This is a genomic window from Halovulum sp. GXIMD14793, from assembly GCF_054457435.1.
Genome location: NZ_JBTLNE010000001.1, coordinates 1 through 17498 on the forward strand (window position 1 = coordinate 1; position 17498 = coordinate 17498).

Consider the following 17498-nt stretch of genomic DNA (forward strand, 5'->3'; position numbering starts at 1 on the left):
GGGGGGTGGGCGGGTGGGCCCGTCCCCCGCGGGCGGAGGGGTGAGCCGGGCGCTCAGTCATCCAGCCGGGTGCCGTCGCGATATTTTGCGACAACATCAATCATGCCTATGATTCCGTCATTGAACATGTCCAGTTCTTCTGCTGGCACCCAAAGCTCCTGATGGGCCTGGCCGCCGGCATCCTGTACCGGATAGCGGGCGGCCAGCACGTCTGAAATCTCAAAGCGCGTAACATAGCCCATATTGTCGGGGGCGGGGCGTACTGAGTTCCAGTCGCGAGCGATTTTCTCAGCATATTCAAACGTGGTCACTGGATAGAAAATTGGTTGGTCCGGCAGCCTTGGGGGCCAACGTCGCCAGTCGGTGGCCTCGACCAGATCAAGCTCTGCCTGTCCGGTAGGGCGATAGAGGATCATACCCATTAGATCGCTTCCAATTCTGTTTTGGCCTCATCAAGAATTCGCTTCACCTCAGAGCCTTCCAGGCGCTGGATGTCATCCTGATATTTCAGCAGCGCGCCCAGCGTGTCCGAAATCACTTGCGAGCTGAGCTCCACGGCATCGAGGGCGATCAGGCATTTGGCCCAGTCGATGGTTTCGGCCACGCCAGGTTTTTTGAACAGGTCTTCCGTGCGGAGTTTCTGGACGAAAGCCACCACTTCGCGGCTGAGTGTTTCTTGCGCTTCGGGGGCGCGGGCGGCGATGATCTCCATCTCGCGGGTGAAATCGGGATAGTCGACCCAGTGATAGAGACAGCGGCGTTTCAGGGCGTCATGCACTTCGCGGGTGCGATTCGAGGTCAGGATGACAATCGGCGGCTCTGGCGCGCGGATGGTGCCAAGTTCGGGGATGGTGACCTGAAAGTCGCTGAGTGCTTCCAGCAGGAACGCCTCGAACGGCTCGTCAGTGCGGTCCAGCTCGTCGATCAGCAGGACCGGCGCGCCGCCCTCTTGCGGGCGCATCGCCTCTAGCAGGGGGCGGCGGATCAGGTAGCGGTCGGAGAACAGATCATCGGTCAACGCGTCGCGATCAGCGCCTGACGCCTCTGCCGTGCGGATGGCGACCATTTGTGCGGGGAAGTTCCATTCATAAACGGCAGAGGCTGCATCCAGTCCTTCATAGCATTGCAACCGGATCAGGCGGCGGCCAAGTGCGGCGGACAGGGCTTTGGCGATCTCGGTCTTGCCGACGCCGGCCTCGCCCTCAAGAAACAATGGGCGGCCCAGTTTCAGCGCCAGAAACACCACCGTCGCCAGCGACCGGCCACAGACATAGTCGACGCTTTCCAAGAGCTTTTGGGTTGTATCGATGCTTGATGGCAAGGTGGTCATTGGCGGTCCTTCCGGGTTTGGGTCAACAGACCGGGGCCTGGCGCGAAAATCAATCTATAAAAGCATCACCGCGGCAAGGCCAAGAAAGGCGAAGAACCCCACAATATCGGTCACAGTGGTCACAAACGCGCCCGAGGCCAGGGCCGGGTCGGCCCCGGCCCGTTCCAGCCCCATGGGGATCAAGATGCCCGCCAGACCGGCCACGACCATGTTGATGACCATGGCGATGCCGATCACCATGCCCAGCATGGGGGAGCCGAACCAGAACACACCGACCAGCCCGATCAGCACAGCAAATACCACGCCATTGCCGAGGCCAACCAAGGCCTCACGCCGGATGATCCGCATCGCGTTGGAGCGGGTCAGGTCGCGGGTGGCCAGGGCGCGGACGGCCACCGTCAGGGTTTGGGTTGCGCCATTGCCGCCCATTGAGGCCACGATTGGCATCAGCACGGCCAATGCAACAATCGCGGCAATCGTATCTTCGAACTGGGCGATCACCAGCGAGGCCAGAATAGCCGTCACAAGGTTCACCGCCAGCCAGGGGAAGCGCAGTTTGGCGGTTTCCCAGACATTGTCCGAGAGTTCTTCGTCGCCCAGACCGGCCAGGCGTTTCATGTCTTCCTCGGCCTCGTCTTCCAGCACGTCCATCGCATCATCGATGGTGATCACGCCGATCAGACGGCCGCTGTCGTCGATCACCGGGGCTGAGATCATGTGATACTGGTTAAAGGCATAGGCGACATCCTCGTCAGATTGGGTGACCGGGATCAGGCGCGGGTCCATATCGGCGATATCGGACAGAAGAATATCGCGTTTATGCGCCATGATCCGGCCCAGCATCACCGTACCGACCGGGTGCATGGCGGGATCGACCAGGATCACCTTGTAGAAATCTTCCGGCAGGTCTTCGGTATCGCGCATATGGTCAATGACCTGGCCCACGGTCCAGTGTTCCGGGGCGGTCACCATCTCGCGGCTCATCAGGCGGCCGGCGGTGTCCTCGGGGTATTGCAGGGCGGCTTCGACGGCGACACGGTCGGCATCGTCGAGTGCATCGAGCAGCTTTTCCTGCTGCGCTTCCTCCATATCCTCAACCAGATAGACGACGTCATCGGTCTCCATCTCCTGCACGGCGCTGGCGAGGACGTCGTCATCGAGGTAATCGAGGATCTCGTCCTTAACGCCCTCCTCCAGCTCGTGCAGAACCGCGCCATCGATCTTTTCGCCCCAGGTGTCGAGGAATTTGCGCCGGTCGGCAGGCGGGATCTGTTCCAGAAGGTCGGCGATATCGGCTTCGTGCAGGGGGCCCAGCAGCTCGTGCAGGCGATCCCTGGCCCCAAGTTCGACAGCGGCAAGGATGCCGTCGACGGTGGCGGCGTTCAGCTCGTAGGCGTCTTCGCTTTCCGGTGTGTCCGGCGTGATTTCTGTCATATCGCTCATGTCGCCCCCTTGCCGGACTTGCACAGGCCCCGCGTTGCGCGTTAGCTCGGGTCGCAGAATTACGCGGAATGGGCGGATATGGAAACATCCCTTCTTTTGGGTCAGGTGCTGAGTTTTAGCGGCAATCCGCTGGTCGAGGGACCAGCGGCGGCGCGTCACATTCGGCAAGGTGCTGTGCGGATTGCGGCGGGCCGCGTGGCGGAGATGGGCGAGGCTGAGGCGCTGTTGGCGGCTTATCCGGAGGTGCCGCGCACGGATCATGGCAATCATCTGATCATGGCCGGGTTTGTCGATTGCCATGCGCATTACCCGCAGACGGCGATCATCGCCAGTTGGGGCAAGCGGCTGATCGACTGGCTGAACAGCTATACCTTTCCCGAAGAGGCACGGTTCGGCGATGCCGATTATGCGGCGGAGGTTGCCGGGCGGTATCTGGATCTGAACCTGTCGAACGGGATCACCAGTGCGGCGTGTTATTGCACCATTCATCCCCAGAGCGTTGACGCGTTGATGCAGGCATCCGAGGCGCGGGGGCTGGCGATGGTGGCCGGTAAGGTGATGATGGATCGCAATGCGCCAGATAACCTGATGGACAGCGTGCAATCGGGCTATGATGACAGCAAGGCTTTGATCCAGCGCTGGCATGGGCGCGGGCGGCTGCGCTACGCGGTTACGCCGCGTTTTGCCCCAACCTCAACCCCGGCGCAGTTGGAGGCTGCGGGTGCGTTATGGGCTGAGCATCCTGATTGCGCGATGCAGACGCATTTGTCCGAGCAGGTTGAGGAAGTTGTCTGGGTGACGGAGTTGTTTCCCGACGATCGCGATTATTTCGCGGTTTATGAGCGGTTCGGGCTGGCTGGCCCCGGCACGGTGATGGGACACGCGATCCAGTTGAAGGAACGGGAATGGGCGGCGATCCGGGACACCGGGTCCGGGATTGCGCATTGTCCGACATCCAACACGTTTATCGGGTCAGGCCTTTTTGACATGGCCCGCGCCGGGGCGGAGGGTATTCCAGTCGGGCTGGCGACGGATGTTGGCGGCGGGTCGAGTTTTTCGATGCTGCGCACCATGGCAACGGCTTATGAGATCGGTCAGTTGCAGGGCAATCCGCTGCATGCCTCGGCCCTGTTGTGGTTGGCGACAGCGGGCAGTGCGAACGTGTTGCGGTTGGCGGATATCGGCAATCTGGAGGCGGGGTACATGGCCGATCTGGTGGTGCTGGATCTGGCCTCTACCCCGGTGATTGAGCAGCGGGTGGCGCGGGCCGATGATTTTTGGGAAACGGTATTTCCGACGATCATGCTGGGCGATGATCGGGCTGTGGCGCAGGTTTATGTGGCGGGGCGCCCGGTGGGCTGAGGTTGGTTCTGACGGTCAGCGGTGGGAGCCTCCGGCGGGGATATTTTTGGAACAATGAAGGGCTATGGTGGTCTTGATGCGGCGGCTTCCAGTGCGGGGTAGCGGATGGCCAGGGTGATGGCGCGCGCAAGGTTGAGGATCATCAGGGCGGCCCAGAGGCCGTGATTGCCGAAGGTTGTGGCCAGCGACAGCAGGGCGACAATATAGATGGCGGTTGAGATCAGCATTGCGTTGCGCATGGCGGCGGTGCGTGTAGCCCCGATGAAGATACCATCCAGCATCCAGGACGCGATGCCGATCACCGGGGCGGCGGCGACCCAGGGCAGGTAGATGCGCGCCTGTTCCTGCACGCCGGGGGCTTTGGCCATCAGGTCGATGATGGCCGGGCCGCAAAGGTAGAAGGCCGCGCCCAGCGCAAAGGACAGGCCGACGCCCCATTGGCTGGTGATGATGGCCGCATGGCGCAGGGCGGCGCGGTTTCTCTGGCCGAGGGCGGCACCGACCATGGCCTCGGCCGCGAAGGCAAAACCGTCAAGGGCGTAGGCCGTGACCTCAAGAAACAAGAGCAGGATCTGGTTTGCGCCGAGCACATCATCGCCAAAGGCCCCGCCCCAGTAGAGAAAGCTGAGGAAGGAGCCGGTCAGCAGGACAGAGCGGATCATGATATCGATATTGATGGCAGCCATGTATCTTAGCCGGGCCTTATCGAACACCCGCGCCCAGTTGCGCCATTGACTGCCGCTAAAGGCCTCGCGGCAGAGGTAGAGGCCAAGGGCGGCCCCGGTCCATTCGGCAAGGAAAGTGGCGAAGGCAACCCCCTCTACCCCCCAGTTGAAGCCCATCACAAAGAGGATATCCAGCACGATATTCAGCCCATTCATCCAGAGCTGAAGGATCAGAACGCTGCGTGTGCGTTCCATGCCAATCAGCCAGCCGGTCAGCGCGTAGGTGGCGATGATCGCAGGCGCGGACCAGATGCGGATGATCATATAGCTGCGCGCGAGGCTTTCCACCTCGGCCGAGGCGGGCGAGAGCCAGAAGGCCCCAGCGAAAAGCGGGTATTGCAGGGCGATGAAGATCAGGCCTGCCGCACCGCCGATCAGCAGGCCGCGGGTCAGAAGCGCGCCGGTTTCCTCAACCTCGCCCGAGCCGCGGGCCTGGGCGACCATTCCGGTGGTGCCCATGCGCAGAAAGCCCATGATCCAGTAGATCGCGGCCAGAGTGACGGCACCGATCCCGACTGCACCGATGGGCGCGGCCAGCCCCAACTGGCCGACGACACCGCTGTCCACCAGCCCCAGCAGGGGCACGGTGGCGTTGGACAGGACAATCGGCAGGGCGATATGCAGCACCCGGCGATGGGTGACAGGCTGGGCCTTTTCCGGATCAGCGGTGCTGTGTTCAGCCATCGCTGGGGGGCATCAGGAAATGGGCGGTGGCCTGGGCGAAAGGACGGGCGCGATTGTCCTGCCATGCCTCAACATGCACGGAGGCATAGCGGCGGCCGGAGCGGTTGATCCGCGCCCGTGCATAGGCATCCCGCAGCAGGCCGGTGCGCAGGTAATCGACGGTGAAGTCGATGACCTTGGGCAGGGGCGGAAAGGTGCCGGACTCGATCCTGGCCGCAGCGTCGCCGCCGCCCTCCATCCGTTCCCAGATTTGGCCCCAGGACAGGCCGATTACGGCGGTAATTTCCAGAAAGGCCCCGGTTGCGCCGCCATGCAGGGCTGGCAGAAACGGGTTGCCGATCAGCTTTTCGGAATAGTTCAGCTTTGCCGTCAGTTCATCGCCCATACGCTCGAAACTGATGCCCAGATGGGCGATGTAGGGGATCGATCCGACAAGGCGCATCAGCGCATCATCACGGCGCTGCTTGACCACCTGGATCGGTTCGGGACGGGGACGCACCATGTGTCAGGCCCCTTCCACGGTGAATGCCCCGGCAGCCGCCGCCACGGGCGTATCGGGATCATCGCACCAGGCCGTGGCGCGGACGAAGGCAACGGATTTGGTGATGCGATAGCATTCGGCAGAGGCATGCACCGGTTTGCCGGGTTCGGCCGAGCGCATGTAGTCAATGCGCAGGTCAATCGTCGCCGTCCCCGCCGGGGCCGCAGGATGCGACATCACCGCCGCGCCCGAGCAGGTATCCAGCAGCGCGGTCACCACCCCACCCGCCAGAACACCGGTTGCCGGGTCGCCAACAAAACGCGCATCGTAGGGCAGAGACATCCTGGCCGTGCCCGCCCCGATATCATCTAGAACCATACCAAGGTCCTGGGAATGCGGGATCGCCTGGATGAACTGCCGTGCAATACTGGCTTTGCGGGTGTCACTCATTCATTTGGTGTAGCCGGGAGGCAGACGGGCGCGCAATGGCAAAGATCAAAGAGCTTTGCGCCGCCAAACCCTTTGCAACGCGCCTCATGTTAATTGCCTTGCAATCACGGTCACCTGCCTGCAGAGAACGTGGCAACCTCTATTAAAGGGCGCGGTTTCATGCTTGCACGCCTGCTGGCGACCATATTCCTGTTCTGTGCTGCAGGGGTTGCAATTGGATTTCTGCCGGACCTGCACCGTGCAACCGACACGATTTCATTGTTGAGACCCGGCTTTGGCCTGATGTGCTTGATCGGTCTTGGGTTTTCGCGATCCATTCTGATGCGCCTTGCGCTTGGGATTGCCGTGCTGTCGCGCCATCCATTCTCTGGCCCGCCCAAATGCTCGGACTGGCGGGCTGTTGCGGCGGCCCCGATTATGATTGGCGGGCAGGAGGTCTGGATCGTTTCTCTGCATATCCACTGGCCCTGGCCGTTTCAAAGCGCAGAGGCGGAGGCCGCAGCGGCGGGTGTCCTTACCCCCTTGCAGGGGCCGACCGTTATCGCGGGTGATTTCAATATGCTACCCTGGACCCAAAGGGTTCAACGCATTGCCCGCATGACGGGCACGCGTCTGGCCGGACCTGCGCAGTTCACATTTTCAAGACGCAATATCCCGCTGCCGATTGATCTGGTTCTGGCCCCCGGTGGCGGGCAGGTGCGGATGCGCCCGCTTATCGGGTCAGATCATGCCGGTGTGGTAGCGGATATCAGCCTCAAGAACGACTGACAGGTCAAAATCTTGACCTTAACGTCAAGTGGAGCTATCTTCTGTCCAACCAAAACCAGACTCATGGACCGACGATGACCGACGAAAACTATACCATCGGCCGCATGTGCAAGGAATTTGACGTGACCCCGCGCACGTTGCGTTTCTATGAGGCCAAGGAACTTCTCTTTCCGATTCGCGAAGGGCAAAAGCGGCTGTTTACCCGGCGGGACCGCGCGCGGCTGAAGCTGATCCTGCGCGGCAAGCGCTTTGGCTTTGCGCTGGAGGAAATCCGCCAGTTGCTGAACCTTTACGACATTGATGACCAGCAGGTCACGCAGTTGTCGCGGACCTATGACGTGGCGCAAAAGCATCTGGCCTCGATGGTGTCGCAACGCGAGGAACTGGGTCAGGCCATCACCGATCTGAAAGATCAGTTGAAATGGGTTGAAGGTGTATTGGCCGAGCGCAGCAGCGCCAAGGCCGCAGAATAAGATTTAACGGGAGGATCAGAGATGCCAGTATATGAGGCACCGCTGAAGGATATGGATTTCGTTCTGCATGATGTGCTGAACGTCGATAAAAGCGACATTCCGGGATATTCCGAACTGGACCGTGATTTCACCGGTGCCATTCTGGAAGAGGCAGGAAAAATCGCGCGCGATGTGCTGGCCCCGCTGAATGTGGTGGGCGATCAGGAAGGCTGCGTTCTGGAGAACGGTGTCGTGCGGACGCCCAAGGGCTTCAAGGACGCATTCGACACAGTGCGCGAGGGCGGCTGGACCGGGCTGGATTGCGATCCGGAGTATGGCGGTCAGGGAATGCCATATGCATTGGCAACAGCCGTCGGCGAAATGCATGTTGCGGCCAACATGGCGTTTAACATGTATCAAGGTCTGACCCATGGCGCGTATTCCGCCATTCATGCGCATGGGTCCGAGCAGCAAAAAGCGACCTATCTGCCCAAAATGGTGACCTGTGAATGGACCGGCACCATGAACCTGACCGAACCGCATTGCGGCACCGATCTGGGCATGTTGCGCACCAAGGCAGAGCCGCAGGGCGATGGCAGCTTCAAGATTAGCGGGCAGAAGATCTTTATCTCGGCTGGTGAGCACGACATGGCCGAGAACATCATCCATCTGGTTCTGGCTAAGATCCCCGGCGGGCCTGAGGGCGTGAAGGGTATCTCTCTGTTCATCGTGCCGAAATTCCTGGTCAAGGAAGACGGCAGCCTGGGCGAGCGCAACGGTGTGAGCTGCGGCAAGCTGGAAGAGAAGATGGGCATCCACGGCAATTCGACCTGTGTGATGAATTATGATGAGGCCACCGGCTATCTGGTGGGTGAGGAACATAAGGGCCTGCGCGCCATGTTCACCATGATGAACGAGGCGCGGATCGGTGTTGGCCTGCAGGGCTATGCGCAAGCGGTTGCGGCCTATCAAAACTCGGTGGCTTATGCGAAAGACCGGCTGCAGGGCCGCGCTGTCACCGGGACCGAAAACCCCGATGGCCCGGCCGATCCGCTGATCGTGCATCCCGATGTGCGGCGTATGCTGATGGATCAGAAAAGCTTTACCGAAGGGGCACGGGCCTTTGCGATCTGGTGTGCCAGTCTGGTGGATGCCGCGCATCGTTCTGACGACGCCGATGCCGAAGGGCTGGTCAGCCTGCTGACCCCGGTGGTCAAAGGGTTCCTGACCGACAAGGGCTTTGACAACGCCATTCAGGCGCAACAGGTCTATGGCGGGCATGGCTATATCGAGGAATGGGGCATGTCCCAGTTCGCCCGCGATGCCCGGATCACCATGATCTACGAAGGCGCGAATGGCGTGCAGGCGCTGGATCTGGTGGGCCGCAAGCTGGCCACTGACGGTGGCAAGCATGTGATGGCCTTCTTTGAGATGGTCAAAGGCTTCATCAAAGAGAATGAAGGCAATGAGGCGTTGAAAGCCGATTTCCTTGAGCCGCTGAAACAGGCGTCCAAGGACCTTCAGGCGGCGGGGATGTATTTCATGCAGCATGGCATGAAGGACCCGAATGCGGCGCTGGCCGGTTCAACCGATTTCATGCATCTGTTCGGGCATACCTGCCTGGGCCTTATGTGGGCACGGATGGCCAAGGTGGCGATGGAACGGCTGGAGGCTGGCGACAGCGATGCCGATTTCCTGAACGCCAAGATCGCCACCGGTCGCTACTATATGGCCCGCCAACTGCCCGCGACGGGCATGCATCTGGCGCGGATCAACTCCGGCGCAGATCCGGTGATGGCGCTGACGGCTGAAGCTTTCTAAGCAGGGTGCGTGGCAACACGCACCCTATTGATACATGCTGACCCTATGCCTCTGGTTTAGGGAGACCAAACGCTAACCGACTAGGATGATCGACAGATATCCCCTGACGGAGTGCCGAACATAATGGGAAGAGAAATCAGACCTTGTCTTTCGTTGTATTCGTCCGCGCTCTGGCTGCTATTGGCTGCTGTAGTCGTTCTGGCTCCCTCCGGTTGGTGTTGGCGAGAATACCTAGCGTGTAAACCCATAGTTGTCGGCCCGGAGGACATGATCTTTCCATGCAACGACAATATCGGAATTGGCATGGCCGCTGCCTATCAATTTGCCGTTATCGGGTTCATCATTGGGGGAACACTGTTGGCTTCGGCAGTTATTGCTTGTCTTGTTGAGTATGCTCGCTTGCGCCGAGAAAGGTTCATCAAAAAATCTGGCGATGAGATGCGTGTAAGCACTCATCCCTAACAGGGGGAAACCATGTACAAGCTTTATTGCTTTGCTCAGTCCGGGAATGCTTACAAGGCGGCGCTGGCGCTGTCGTTGATGGACGCGGACTGGGAGCCGGTATTCGTTGATTTCTTCAATGGCGGGTCGCGCAGCCCGGATTTTCTGGCGCTCAATGAAATGGGCGAGGTGCCGGTTCTGGTCGACGGGGAGACGACGCTGACCCAGTCTGCCGTCATTCTTGATTATCTGTCGTCAAAGCATGGCACATACGGCGCAACCTCTGCAGAGATGCGGCGCGAGATTTTGCGCTGGATGCTTTGGGACAATCACAAGCTGACCGGCAATATCGCGACGGGGCGCTTTTTGATGAACTTCCTGCCGGAAGAAAAGCGCGATCCGGGGGTGATTGCCTTTTTGATGGGCCGTGCGCATGCAGCGATGAAAACGCTGGAGCGGCATCTTGAGGGGCGCGACTGGATCGTTGGCGAGGCGCTGACCATCGCCGATCTGTCCTGTGTCGGGTATCTCTATTTCACCGATGAATTCCAGGTCGATATGAACCAGTTCCCGAATATCGACCGCTGGCGCAGCGCCATCGCCGCCCTGCCCGGCTGGAAACACCCTTATGACCTGATGCCCGGCCATCCGCTGGAGGGCGCATGAGCGACGGGACCATCATGATCCTGATGAGCCTGTCGTTGTTCACCGCAGGCAGTGCCATTGGCCTGCGCGCCGCACAGGAGCGCAACCCGGACCCGAATGACTTCTCGGCACAAAAGGGGCTGGGTCATATGCTGGTTGGCATTCTGGCCTGGTCCGGGGTGACCTGCGCGTTTCTGGCCGGGCTTTATCTGCTTGGGGTGATGCGCACCGTCATTGTCACCATCCCGCTGATCTTTTTCGTCGCCTTCACGCATTTCGGCGACCGTGTTCATGCGTTTTACCGCTTCCAGACGCCGCTGGCGCTGGTCGGGTTACTGCTCGCCATTTTGCTGTGGCTGATCCTTATTTCTCAAGTTCAAGGAGACCCCAATGTCTGACGCCTTTATCTATGATTCAATCCGAAGCCCGCGCGGCAAGGGCCGCAAGGACGGATCGCTGCACGAGGTGAGCGCCGTGCGCCTGTCGGCCGAGGTGCTGAACACGCTGAAGGACCGCAACAATCTGGATACCGAAGCGGTGGAGGATGTGGTCTGGGGCAATGTCACCCAGGTGATGGAGCAGGGCGGCTGTCTGGCGCGGTCTGCCGTGTTGTTGTCGGATTTTGACGAAAAGGTTCCGGGGCTGGCCATCAACCGGTTCTGTGCATCCGGCATGGAGGCAACCAACCTTGTCGCCAATCAGGTCAAGGGCGGGGCTGGTCAGGCCTATGTCGCCGGCGGGGTCGAGATGATGGGGCGCGTTGCCATGGGATCGGACGGCGCGGCGATTGCTGTCGATCCAAGTCTGGCGATGAAGACCTATTTTGTGCCGCAGGGGATTTCGGCCGATATCATTGCCACCGAATACGGCTTTTCCCGCGACGATTGCGATGCCTTTGCCGTGGAAAGCCAGAAACGTGCCAAGGCAGCCTGGGACGATGGGCGGTTTGCCAAATCGGTCGTGACCATCAACGATATCAACGGCCTGCCGATCCTGTCGCATGACGAATACATGCGGCCCGAGACGGATATGCAGACGCTGGGCGCGCTGAAGCCCTCGTTCAAGGAAATGGGCGAGGTGATGCCGGGGTTTGATAGCATTGCCCTGCTGAAATATCCGCATCTGGAAAAGATCAACCATGTGCATCATGCCGGAAACTCTTCGGGTATTGTGGACGGGGCAGCGGCGCTACTGGTCGGCAATGAGGAGTTCGGCCAGAAATACGGGCTGAAGCCACGCGCGCGTATCCGCGCCACGGCCAAGATCGGAACGGATCCGACCATCATGCTGACCGGTCCGGTGCCGGTGACCGAGAAGATCCTGGCCGATAGCGGCATGAGCATCTCGGACATTGATCTGTTCGAGGTGAATGAGGCCTTTGCCTCGGTCGTTTTGCGCTTCATGCAGGCGTTCGATGTCGACCACAGCAAGGTCAACGTCAATGGCGGCGCCATCGCCATGGGCCACCCGCTGGGCGCGACAGGCGCGATGATCATCGGCACCCTGCTGGATGAGCTGGAGCGGACCGGCAAGGGCACCGGCCTTGCCACGCTTTGCGTCGCCTCAGGCATGGGGGCCGCTACGATTATCGAACGGGTCTGAGCCGATGACGACCTGGCCCATCGGTGATGCGCATCCATTCCCCAGGGTTCATGCCCTGGCGCTGGCTGAGGGCATCGAGGGGCTGGATCTGACGGTCATGTATGACGGAAAGCTGATCCGTCTACATGACAATGCGTTGCAGATCGTCTTTCGGCGGAACGGCGATCCGGCAAGTGCCGTCGACAGACAGAGCTTCGACTATTTCACACATATCAGCATCGACGCGCAGGACCCGCGAAAGATGCTGGACGAGATCAAAGACCATATCGCCGCTGCCAAAACAGCGCGAAAAGGAGAAACAGATGGCTGACTTTACCCTGAACAAAGGTGCCGATGGCGTCGCGGTGATCACCTGGGACACCGAAGGCAAGTCCATGAATGTGATGAACCTGGAAGGGTTCCAACTGCTTGATCAGATGATCGACGAGGTGCTGGCAGATGACAGCATCAAGGGCGCTGTGATCACCAGCGGCAAGCCTGACAGCTTTGCCGGTGGCATGGACCTGAACATTATTGCAAAGATGAAGGAAGGCGCCGGTGACAACCCGGCCAAGGGCTTGTTCGATGGGCTGATGGCCACCCATGCCATCCTGCGCAAGATCGAGCGTGCAGGCATGGATGCCAAAACCAACAAGGGCGGCAAGCCTATCGCCGCAGCCCTGCCCGGCACAGCGCTTGGCATCGGGTTCGAAATTCCGCTGGCCTGCCACCGCATCTTTGCCGCCGACAATCCCAAGGCCAAGATCGGCCTGCCCGAGATCATGGTCGGTATTTTCCCCGGCATGGGCGGCACCACCCGGGTGTCGCGCAAAGTCGGCGCAATGGCGGCTGCTCCGACCTTGCTGGAAGGTAAGATGCTTGCGCCCGCCAAGGCCAAATCGGCAGGTCTGATTGACGAGGTTGTCCCCGCAGATGAGTTGCTGACCCGCGCCAGGGAATGGGTGCTGAGCGCAACGGATGCGGATATCGTCAAGCCATGGGACCAGAAGGGCTATAAGATGCCCGGTGGTGCACCTTACCATCCGGCAGGCTTCATGACCTTTGTCGGGGCCAATGCGATGGTACACGGCAAGACCCAGGGTGTTTATCCAGCAGCCAAGGCGATGCTGTCGGCGATCTACGAAGGTGCTTTGGTTGATTTCGACACCGCCATCCGGATTGAGGCGCGCTGGTTCACCAATGTGCTGATGAACCCGTCCTCGGCCGCGATGATCCGATCGATCTTTATCAACAAGGAAGCGCTTGAAAAAGGGGCTGTGCGGCCTGCTGTGCCGGATCAGTCGGTCAAGAAGGTCGGTATTCTGGGCGCTGGAATGATGGGCGCTGGCATCGCCTATGTCTCGGCCATGGCGGGGATCGAGGTTGTGTTGATGGACCGCGATCAGGAGGCTGCGGATCGCGGCAAGGAAACCGTCGCAGGTATTCTGAACGAAGGCGTGAAGCGCAAGAAAACCACGCCCGAGAAACGCGATGAGGTTCTGGCGCGCGTCACTGCCACGCCGGACTATAGCGCCCTGCAAGGCGCTGATCTGATCGTCGAGGCCGTGTTCGAAGACCCCGGCATCAAGGCCGAGGTCACCAAACTGGCCGAAGCCCAGATCGCCGAGGATGCGATTTTCGCCACCAACACCTCGACCCTGCCGATCACCGAACTGGCCAAGGCCAGCCGCAATGCGGAGAATTTCATCGGTATCCACTTCTTCAGCCCGGTGCATAAGATGATGCTGGTTGAGATCATCAAGGGCAAAGAAACCGGCGATATCGCGGTGGCCAAGGCCCTGGATTTCGTGCGCCAGATCCGCAAGACGCCGATTGTGGTGAACGACGCGCGGTTCTTCTATGCCAATCGCTGCATCATCCCTTACATCAACGAAGGTCTGCGGATGGTGGCCGAGGGGGTCGAACCTGCCCTGATCGAGAACGCCGCCAAGCAGATGGGCATGCCGCTGGGGCCGCTACAGCTGAATGACGAAACCTCGATTGATCTGGGTGTTAAGATCGCCAAGGCGACCAAAGCGGCCATGGGCGAGGCCTATGACGATGCGCAGGATGAAGTTCTGTTCAAGCTATTCGACGAAGGGCGTCTGGGCCGCAAATCCAAAGCCGGGTTCTATGCCTATGACGACAAAGGCAAGCGCACCGGCCTGTGGGAAGGTCTGCGGGAAAATTGGCCGAATGCCGACGATCAGCCTGACCTGACGCGGGTGCAGCACCGCCTGATCATGGCGCAGGTGCTCGAAGCGGTGCGTGCGCTGGAGGATGGCGTGCTGATGGATATCCGCGAAGGCGATGTCGGTGCCATTCTTGGCTGGGGCTTCATGCCCTGGTCAGGTGGCCCGCTCAGCTGGCTGGATATGATCGGCGCAGGCAAGGCGGTTGAGATCTGCAATGCGCTGCAGACCGACCACGGCGACCGCTTCGCCGCCCCTGCCCTGCTGCGCGACATGGCCGAGAAAGGCGAGACTTTCTACGGACGCTTTGGGCCAGAGCAAGCTGCGGCCTGATCCGAGCGCATTCATTAAGAAGGGCGGACATGTAGTCCGCCCTTTTTTTGTGCGCGGGCGCTATGGCGCTAAGTTGTTGTGATGCGAAAAATTTTGCCGTTGAGCGCATGGCAACCAATTAATTTTTGGTCGCAAAACCTGAATCCTCGCAGGTTACACGGGTAGCAAGGCTGACCAAGCTAGGCCATTTTGGGACAGTTGTAGCTGACTAAGCCATTGTTGCGTAAGCGATCTGATCACAGCTTGGTCCAGTTGACATTCATTTGGGTGTCGAACAGTTTGCTCTGTAAGATCACAAACGAAGAACGCGCGGAGTGGTTTTCGCGCCTACTTGAATAAAGAGAATCCCCATGGGCCATGATGTCAGCTTTCACCCGATTTCCGAAGAGCAAATGCACCTTTGGTATTTTGACATGATCGACGGCGGCGACCGTGCCGCGATGTTAGAACAGCACAATGTCGACCCGTTTTGGCTTGAAAGCTACACAGAATACCTTGATTCCGCGCAAAATCCGGGGCCCGACGATACATTTAACGGCTTTCACGCCTTTCGGTTGGCTGCGATCCAAGGATATTTTCGGAAATTTTATTATCTGCGTAAATGTGGGTTTTCGTTGATGAACCCTGACACTATTGCCCCATACCTCAAAAGTTGGCGGGATATTGCGCCGAATGCGTCATTGATTGACAGCGCGCGTAATGATTTCCAGATGACAAGCTACGCAGGAGGTGGGTTCATTCCTGCCGACAAGGTTTCGGCTCTACTCGCGGACATGGAAAGCAATCCATCAGTAAAGCCCGAAATTGACGCGATGTTTCCCGGCAAACATCGCAATGTTTTCGTCAGGGCATTGCAGGATGCGGCTGAGAATGGGCTTGGTCTCTTGGAAGCGACAGAGATTATTGAACCTAATCCATTTGATCTTAATGCGTTTCGGGATAAACCTAAGACACAAGCTTATCCCGAAACGCAGTGATAAGCCGATAGGGTGTACGCGTTTCGATTTTATGCGATGTCTCAAGGTAAACTCGAAACGCTTTAATAGTTCGCCATCCTACTCAAACCGACTGAATTGTGATCTGGAAGGGCCATTACTCTATGAAGAAATTGCGCTCGCTCCGATCGCGGAAATTGAGCGCGATCAAGGCATGCAACCTGGTGATATTAGCCAACAAGTGGCCTATGAAACTGTAGTAGTGTCCGAACCGGAAAAGAAACCATCCCTGTTTGGGCGTTTGTTTAGACGTAAATAACCCGTTCAACGCTCGCGTTCTTGGGAATGCCGGCAAAACACCTCGTTTGACGCTGCCACAAATTCCGTCCAAACGCAGACGTTGTTGAAGGGCTTGGGTCTGCGCTCGATGGCAGACATCCGTACGTTATGCAGCATCGGTCAAACCGGGCTACATCGTAGCGGTCGACCCGCAACGTCACCCGAAGCCAGTCATTTTCAGCATTAAAGCGTTTCGAGTTTACCTTGAGACATCACATAAAATCGAAACGCGTACACCCTATCGGCTTATCACTGCGTTTCAGGATAATCTTTTGTCTCAGGTTTATCCCGAAACGCTTTAAAGCGTCATGCGAAAAATCTGAATCATCCAACGCTGCCCAAAATAATAGATTTCAACGCGTTAGATGATGATTGATGTATCAGGTATTTCGCGAGATGCTATAAGAACCCAACAAAAAAGGCGGGCTTTGTGGCCCGCCCTTTTGCTATTTAACAGAAGCTCAGCGTCAGGCGCCGCTTGTCAGACGTCGTGTAAAGGCCAGAGCTTTCTCGCCCTGATACCCTTGAGCAGCCACCTGCTCTGCCCATTTTTTCTCATAGGCATCGGCTTTTTCCTTGATAAAGGCGATATGCGCATCATCCGCATCAAAGAAGGTCACGCCGCGATCGCGCAGCACTTGCTCTTCTAGATAGTCGTCATAATCGAAGGCCTTGGCAGCAAGCACATGCAGTGTCTGGCGCGAATAATTGCGGATGATCTCCATGTCTGCCGGGCCGATCCGCTCTGCTGCGGATTTGCTCATCGCCATGAAGAAAGTGGCGTTGTAATACCCGCCCGGCATCTGCGCGACGGAGGTGATCTGATCCACCGACTTGAACGCGTTGGCACCCGAAACAGGGAATGCCACGCCGTCAATCTCGCCAGATTGCAACTTGTCGCGCACTTCGGTGGGTGAGGTCGGGATCGGCTCCACGCCCAGGTCCTGCAACAAGTTGCTGATATAGCCGCCCGGCACGCGCAGTTTCAGTCCGGCATAATCCTCGGGTCCGCGGATTTCCTTGTTGCGCAGCATCAGGACACCGGGGCCGTGCTGGAACACGCCCAGGGTTTCAACGTTGAACTCGGTATGTTCGTCCCAGCCGTCCAGCAGCTTGCCGTAGACCTTGTTAAAGGCTTGCGACGCCGAATAGCCGTCACCGAGGAATGAGAACTGGCCGACGCGGGCCCGCAGGAAGTGGTCCGGCCCCTCATAGCCGTGAATCGAATAGCTGACGTCCAGCTTGTTTTCCTGCAAAAAGTCCAGCATTGCGGGCGGCGGGCCCGGTGGCGGCACAGCGTTGATCACAACGCGGCCATCGGTCAGGCGTTCGATCTCTTCACGCCAGGGCGCGCCCATGTTTTCGCCGATCCTTGGCGCGGCCCAGTCGGCCATCGAAAGCTGCAGCGGCTGCGCCCGCAGGATTGCGGGGGCAGCGAGCGTGCCGGCCAGTCCTAGGCCGGTCGTACGGAGGAAACTGCGGCGGTGGAGCATGCCAATGCCGTCCTTTTTGAAGT

The 17498-nt window shown here is 59.1% G+C and carries 17 protein-coding genes; 10 read left to right on the forward strand and 7 right to left on the reverse strand.

The genetic code is table 11. The annotated features are described in order from the left end of the window. Positions 1 to 53: 53 nt before the first annotated feature. From ACW9UQ_RS00005 to mgtE, 3 genes are read right to left on the reverse strand one after another with little or no spacing between them, the layout of a single operon-like run. Complete coding sequence (locus tag ACW9UQ_RS00005; protein WP_458928931.1) at positions 54 to 422, reverse strand: ADP-ribosylation/crystallin J1; 369 nt, start codon at positions 420 to 422, stop codon at positions 54 to 56. Continuing rightward, positions 422 to 1330: an AAA family ATPase gene (locus ACW9UQ_RS00010; RefSeq protein ID WP_458928932.1), complete on the reverse strand. Its 909-nt coding sequence runs from the start codon at positions 1328 to 1330 to the stop codon at positions 422 to 424. Before ACW9UQ_RS00010 ends, ACW9UQ_RS00005 begins: the two co-directional genes overlap by 1 nt. A 54-nt stretch (positions 1331 to 1384) precedes the next feature. After that, on the reverse strand, positions 1385 to 2773 hold the full coding sequence (mgtE, locus tag ACW9UQ_RS00015; RefSeq protein ID WP_458928933.1) for a magnesium transporter: 1389 nt from the start codon (positions 2771 to 2773) through the stop codon (positions 1385 to 1387). A 78-nt stretch (positions 2774 to 2851) separates the two neighbouring features. Between mgtE and guaD the strand changes: the two genes are divergently transcribed. Further along, positions 2852 to 4135 (forward strand): guanine deaminase, encoded by a 1284-nt coding sequence (gene guaD, locus ACW9UQ_RS00020; protein ID WP_458928934.1) that lies wholly within the window; start codon positions 2852 to 2854, stop codon positions 4133 to 4135. A gap of 62 nt (positions 4136 to 4197) precedes the next feature. Here guaD and ACW9UQ_RS00025 read toward each other — a convergent pair whose 3' ends face one another. Genes ACW9UQ_RS00025 through ACW9UQ_RS00035 form a run of 3 tightly spaced genes read right to left on the reverse strand, consistent with a single transcriptional unit; the run spans position 4198 to position 6475 of the window. Next, positions 4198 to 5544 (reverse strand): MATE family efflux transporter, encoded by a 1347-nt coding sequence (locus ACW9UQ_RS00025; protein ID WP_458928935.1) that lies wholly within the window; start codon positions 5542 to 5544, stop codon positions 4198 to 4200. Continuing rightward, entirely contained in the window at positions 5537 to 6046 is a 510-nt protein-coding gene (locus ACW9UQ_RS00030; RefSeq protein ID WP_458928936.1) for a PaaI family thioesterase, read from the reverse strand. Before ACW9UQ_RS00030 ends, ACW9UQ_RS00025 begins: the two co-directional genes overlap by 8 nt. A gap of 3 nt (positions 6047 to 6049) precedes the next feature. Further along, positions 6050 to 6475, reverse strand: a complete 426-nt coding sequence (locus ACW9UQ_RS00035; RefSeq protein WP_458928937.1) for a PaaI family thioesterase — start codon at positions 6473 to 6475, stop codon at positions 6050 to 6052. A 159-nt stretch (positions 6476 to 6634) separates the two neighbouring features. Between ACW9UQ_RS00035 and ACW9UQ_RS00040 the strand changes: the two genes are divergently transcribed. The 9 genes from ACW9UQ_RS00040 (at position 6635) to ACW9UQ_RS00080 (ending at position 15685) form a co-directional block, all read left to right on the forward strand. Continuing rightward, positions 6635 to 7243, forward strand: coding sequence for an endonuclease/exonuclease/phosphatase family protein (locus ACW9UQ_RS00040; protein ID WP_458928938.1), 609 nt, complete (start codon positions 6635 to 6637; stop codon positions 7241 to 7243). 74 nt (positions 7244 to 7317) lie between these two features. Then, entirely contained in the window at positions 7318 to 7716 is a 399-nt protein-coding gene (locus ACW9UQ_RS00045; protein ID WP_458928939.1) for a MerR family transcriptional regulator, read from the forward strand. A 21-nt stretch (positions 7717 to 7737) separates the two neighbouring features. Then, positions 7738 to 9516, forward strand: coding sequence for an acyl-CoA dehydrogenase C-terminal domain-containing protein (locus ACW9UQ_RS00050; RefSeq protein WP_458928940.1), 1779 nt, complete (start codon positions 7738 to 7740; stop codon positions 9514 to 9516). A 474-nt stretch (positions 9517 to 9990) separates the two neighbouring features. Then, on the forward strand, positions 9991 to 10623 hold the full coding sequence (locus tag ACW9UQ_RS00055; RefSeq protein ID WP_458928941.1) for a glutathione S-transferase family protein: 633 nt from the start codon (positions 9991 to 9993) through the stop codon (positions 10621 to 10623). Next, positions 10620 to 11000 carry a hypothetical protein gene (locus ACW9UQ_RS00060; RefSeq protein ID WP_458928942.1) on the forward strand — a complete coding sequence of 127 codons (381 nt, stop codon included), beginning with the start codon at positions 10620 to 10622 and terminating at the stop codon, positions 10998 to 11000. Before ACW9UQ_RS00055 ends, ACW9UQ_RS00060 begins: the two co-directional genes overlap by 4 nt. After that, complete coding sequence (locus ACW9UQ_RS00065; protein ID WP_458928943.1) at positions 10993 to 12204, forward strand: acetyl-CoA C-acetyltransferase; 1212 nt, start codon at positions 10993 to 10995, stop codon at positions 12202 to 12204. The genes ACW9UQ_RS00060 and ACW9UQ_RS00065 overlap by 8 nt, the downstream gene beginning before the upstream one ends. A 4-nt stretch (positions 12205 to 12208) precedes the next feature. Then, on the forward strand, positions 12209 to 12514 hold the full coding sequence (locus ACW9UQ_RS00070; protein WP_458928944.1) for a hypothetical protein: 306 nt from the start codon (positions 12209 to 12211) through the stop codon (positions 12512 to 12514). Continuing rightward, positions 12507 to 14708 (forward strand): 3-hydroxyacyl-CoA dehydrogenase NAD-binding domain-containing protein, encoded by a 2202-nt coding sequence (locus tag ACW9UQ_RS00075; protein WP_458928945.1) that lies wholly within the window; start codon positions 12507 to 12509, stop codon positions 14706 to 14708. Before ACW9UQ_RS00070 ends, ACW9UQ_RS00075 begins: the two co-directional genes overlap by 8 nt. Positions 14709 to 15058: 350 nt before the next feature. Further along, positions 15059 to 15685 (forward strand): hypothetical protein, encoded by a 627-nt coding sequence (locus ACW9UQ_RS00080; protein ID WP_458928946.1) that lies wholly within the window; start codon positions 15059 to 15061, stop codon positions 15683 to 15685. A gap of 764 nt (positions 15686 to 16449) precedes the next feature. On the opposite strand, the gene ACW9UQ_RS00085 is transcribed toward ACW9UQ_RS00080, so the two are convergent. Next, positions 16450 to 17475, reverse strand: coding sequence for a type 2 periplasmic-binding domain-containing protein (locus ACW9UQ_RS00085; RefSeq protein ID WP_458928947.1), 1026 nt, complete (start codon positions 17473 to 17475; stop codon positions 16450 to 16452). Between the last annotated feature and the right edge of the window lie 23 nt (positions 17476 to 17498).

Bases quoted from the DNA above. Each gene is read 5' to 3' on its own strand.
- ACW9UQ_RS00005 (WP_458928931.1), bottom strand. From the start codon at position 422: ATGGGTATGATCCTCTATCGCCCTACCGGACAGGCAGAGCTTGATCTG.
- ACW9UQ_RS00010 (WP_458928932.1), bottom strand. From the start codon at position 1,330: ATGACCACCTTGCCATCAAGCATCGATACAACCCAAAAGCTCTTGGAA.
- mgtE (WP_458928933.1), bottom strand. From the start codon at position 2,773: ATGAGCGATATGACAGAAATCACGCCGGACACACCGGAAAGCGAAGAC.
- guaD (WP_458928934.1), top strand. From the start codon at position 2,852: ATGGAAACATCCCTTCTTTTGGGTCAGGTGCTGAGTTTTAGCGGCAAT.
- ACW9UQ_RS00025 (WP_458928935.1), bottom strand. From the start codon at position 5,544: ATGGCTGAACACAGCACCGCTGATCCGGAAAAGGCCCAGCCTGTCACC.
- ACW9UQ_RS00030 (WP_458928936.1), bottom strand. From the start codon at position 6,046: ATGGTGCGTCCCCGTCCCGAACCGATCCAGGTGGTCAAGCAGCGCCGT.
- ACW9UQ_RS00035 (WP_458928937.1), bottom strand. From the start codon at position 6,475: ATGAGTGACACCCGCAAAGCCAGTATTGCACGGCAGTTCATCCAGGCG.
- ACW9UQ_RS00040 (WP_458928938.1), top strand. From the start codon at position 6,635: ATGCTTGCACGCCTGCTGGCGACCATATTCCTGTTCTGTGCTGCAGGG.
- ACW9UQ_RS00045 (WP_458928939.1), top strand. From the start codon at position 7,318: ATGACCGACGAAAACTATACCATCGGCCGCATGTGCAAGGAATTTGAC.
- ACW9UQ_RS00050 (WP_458928940.1), top strand. From the start codon at position 7,738: ATGCCAGTATATGAGGCACCGCTGAAGGATATGGATTTCGTTCTGCAT.
- ACW9UQ_RS00055 (WP_458928941.1), top strand. From the start codon at position 9,991: ATGTACAAGCTTTATTGCTTTGCTCAGTCCGGGAATGCTTACAAGGCG.
- ACW9UQ_RS00060 (WP_458928942.1), top strand. From the start codon at position 10,620: ATGAGCGACGGGACCATCATGATCCTGATGAGCCTGTCGTTGTTCACC.
- ACW9UQ_RS00065 (WP_458928943.1), top strand. From the start codon at position 10,993: ATGTCTGACGCCTTTATCTATGATTCAATCCGAAGCCCGCGCGGCAAG.
- ACW9UQ_RS00070 (WP_458928944.1), top strand. From the start codon at position 12,209: ATGACGACCTGGCCCATCGGTGATGCGCATCCATTCCCCAGGGTTCAT.
- ACW9UQ_RS00075 (WP_458928945.1), top strand. From the start codon at position 12,507: ATGGCTGACTTTACCCTGAACAAAGGTGCCGATGGCGTCGCGGTGATC.
- ACW9UQ_RS00080 (WP_458928946.1), top strand. From the start codon at position 15,059: ATGGGCCATGATGTCAGCTTTCACCCGATTTCCGAAGAGCAAATGCAC.
- ACW9UQ_RS00085 (WP_458928947.1), bottom strand. From the start codon at position 17,475: ATGCTCCACCGCCGCAGTTTCCTCCGTACGACCGGCCTAGGACTGGCC.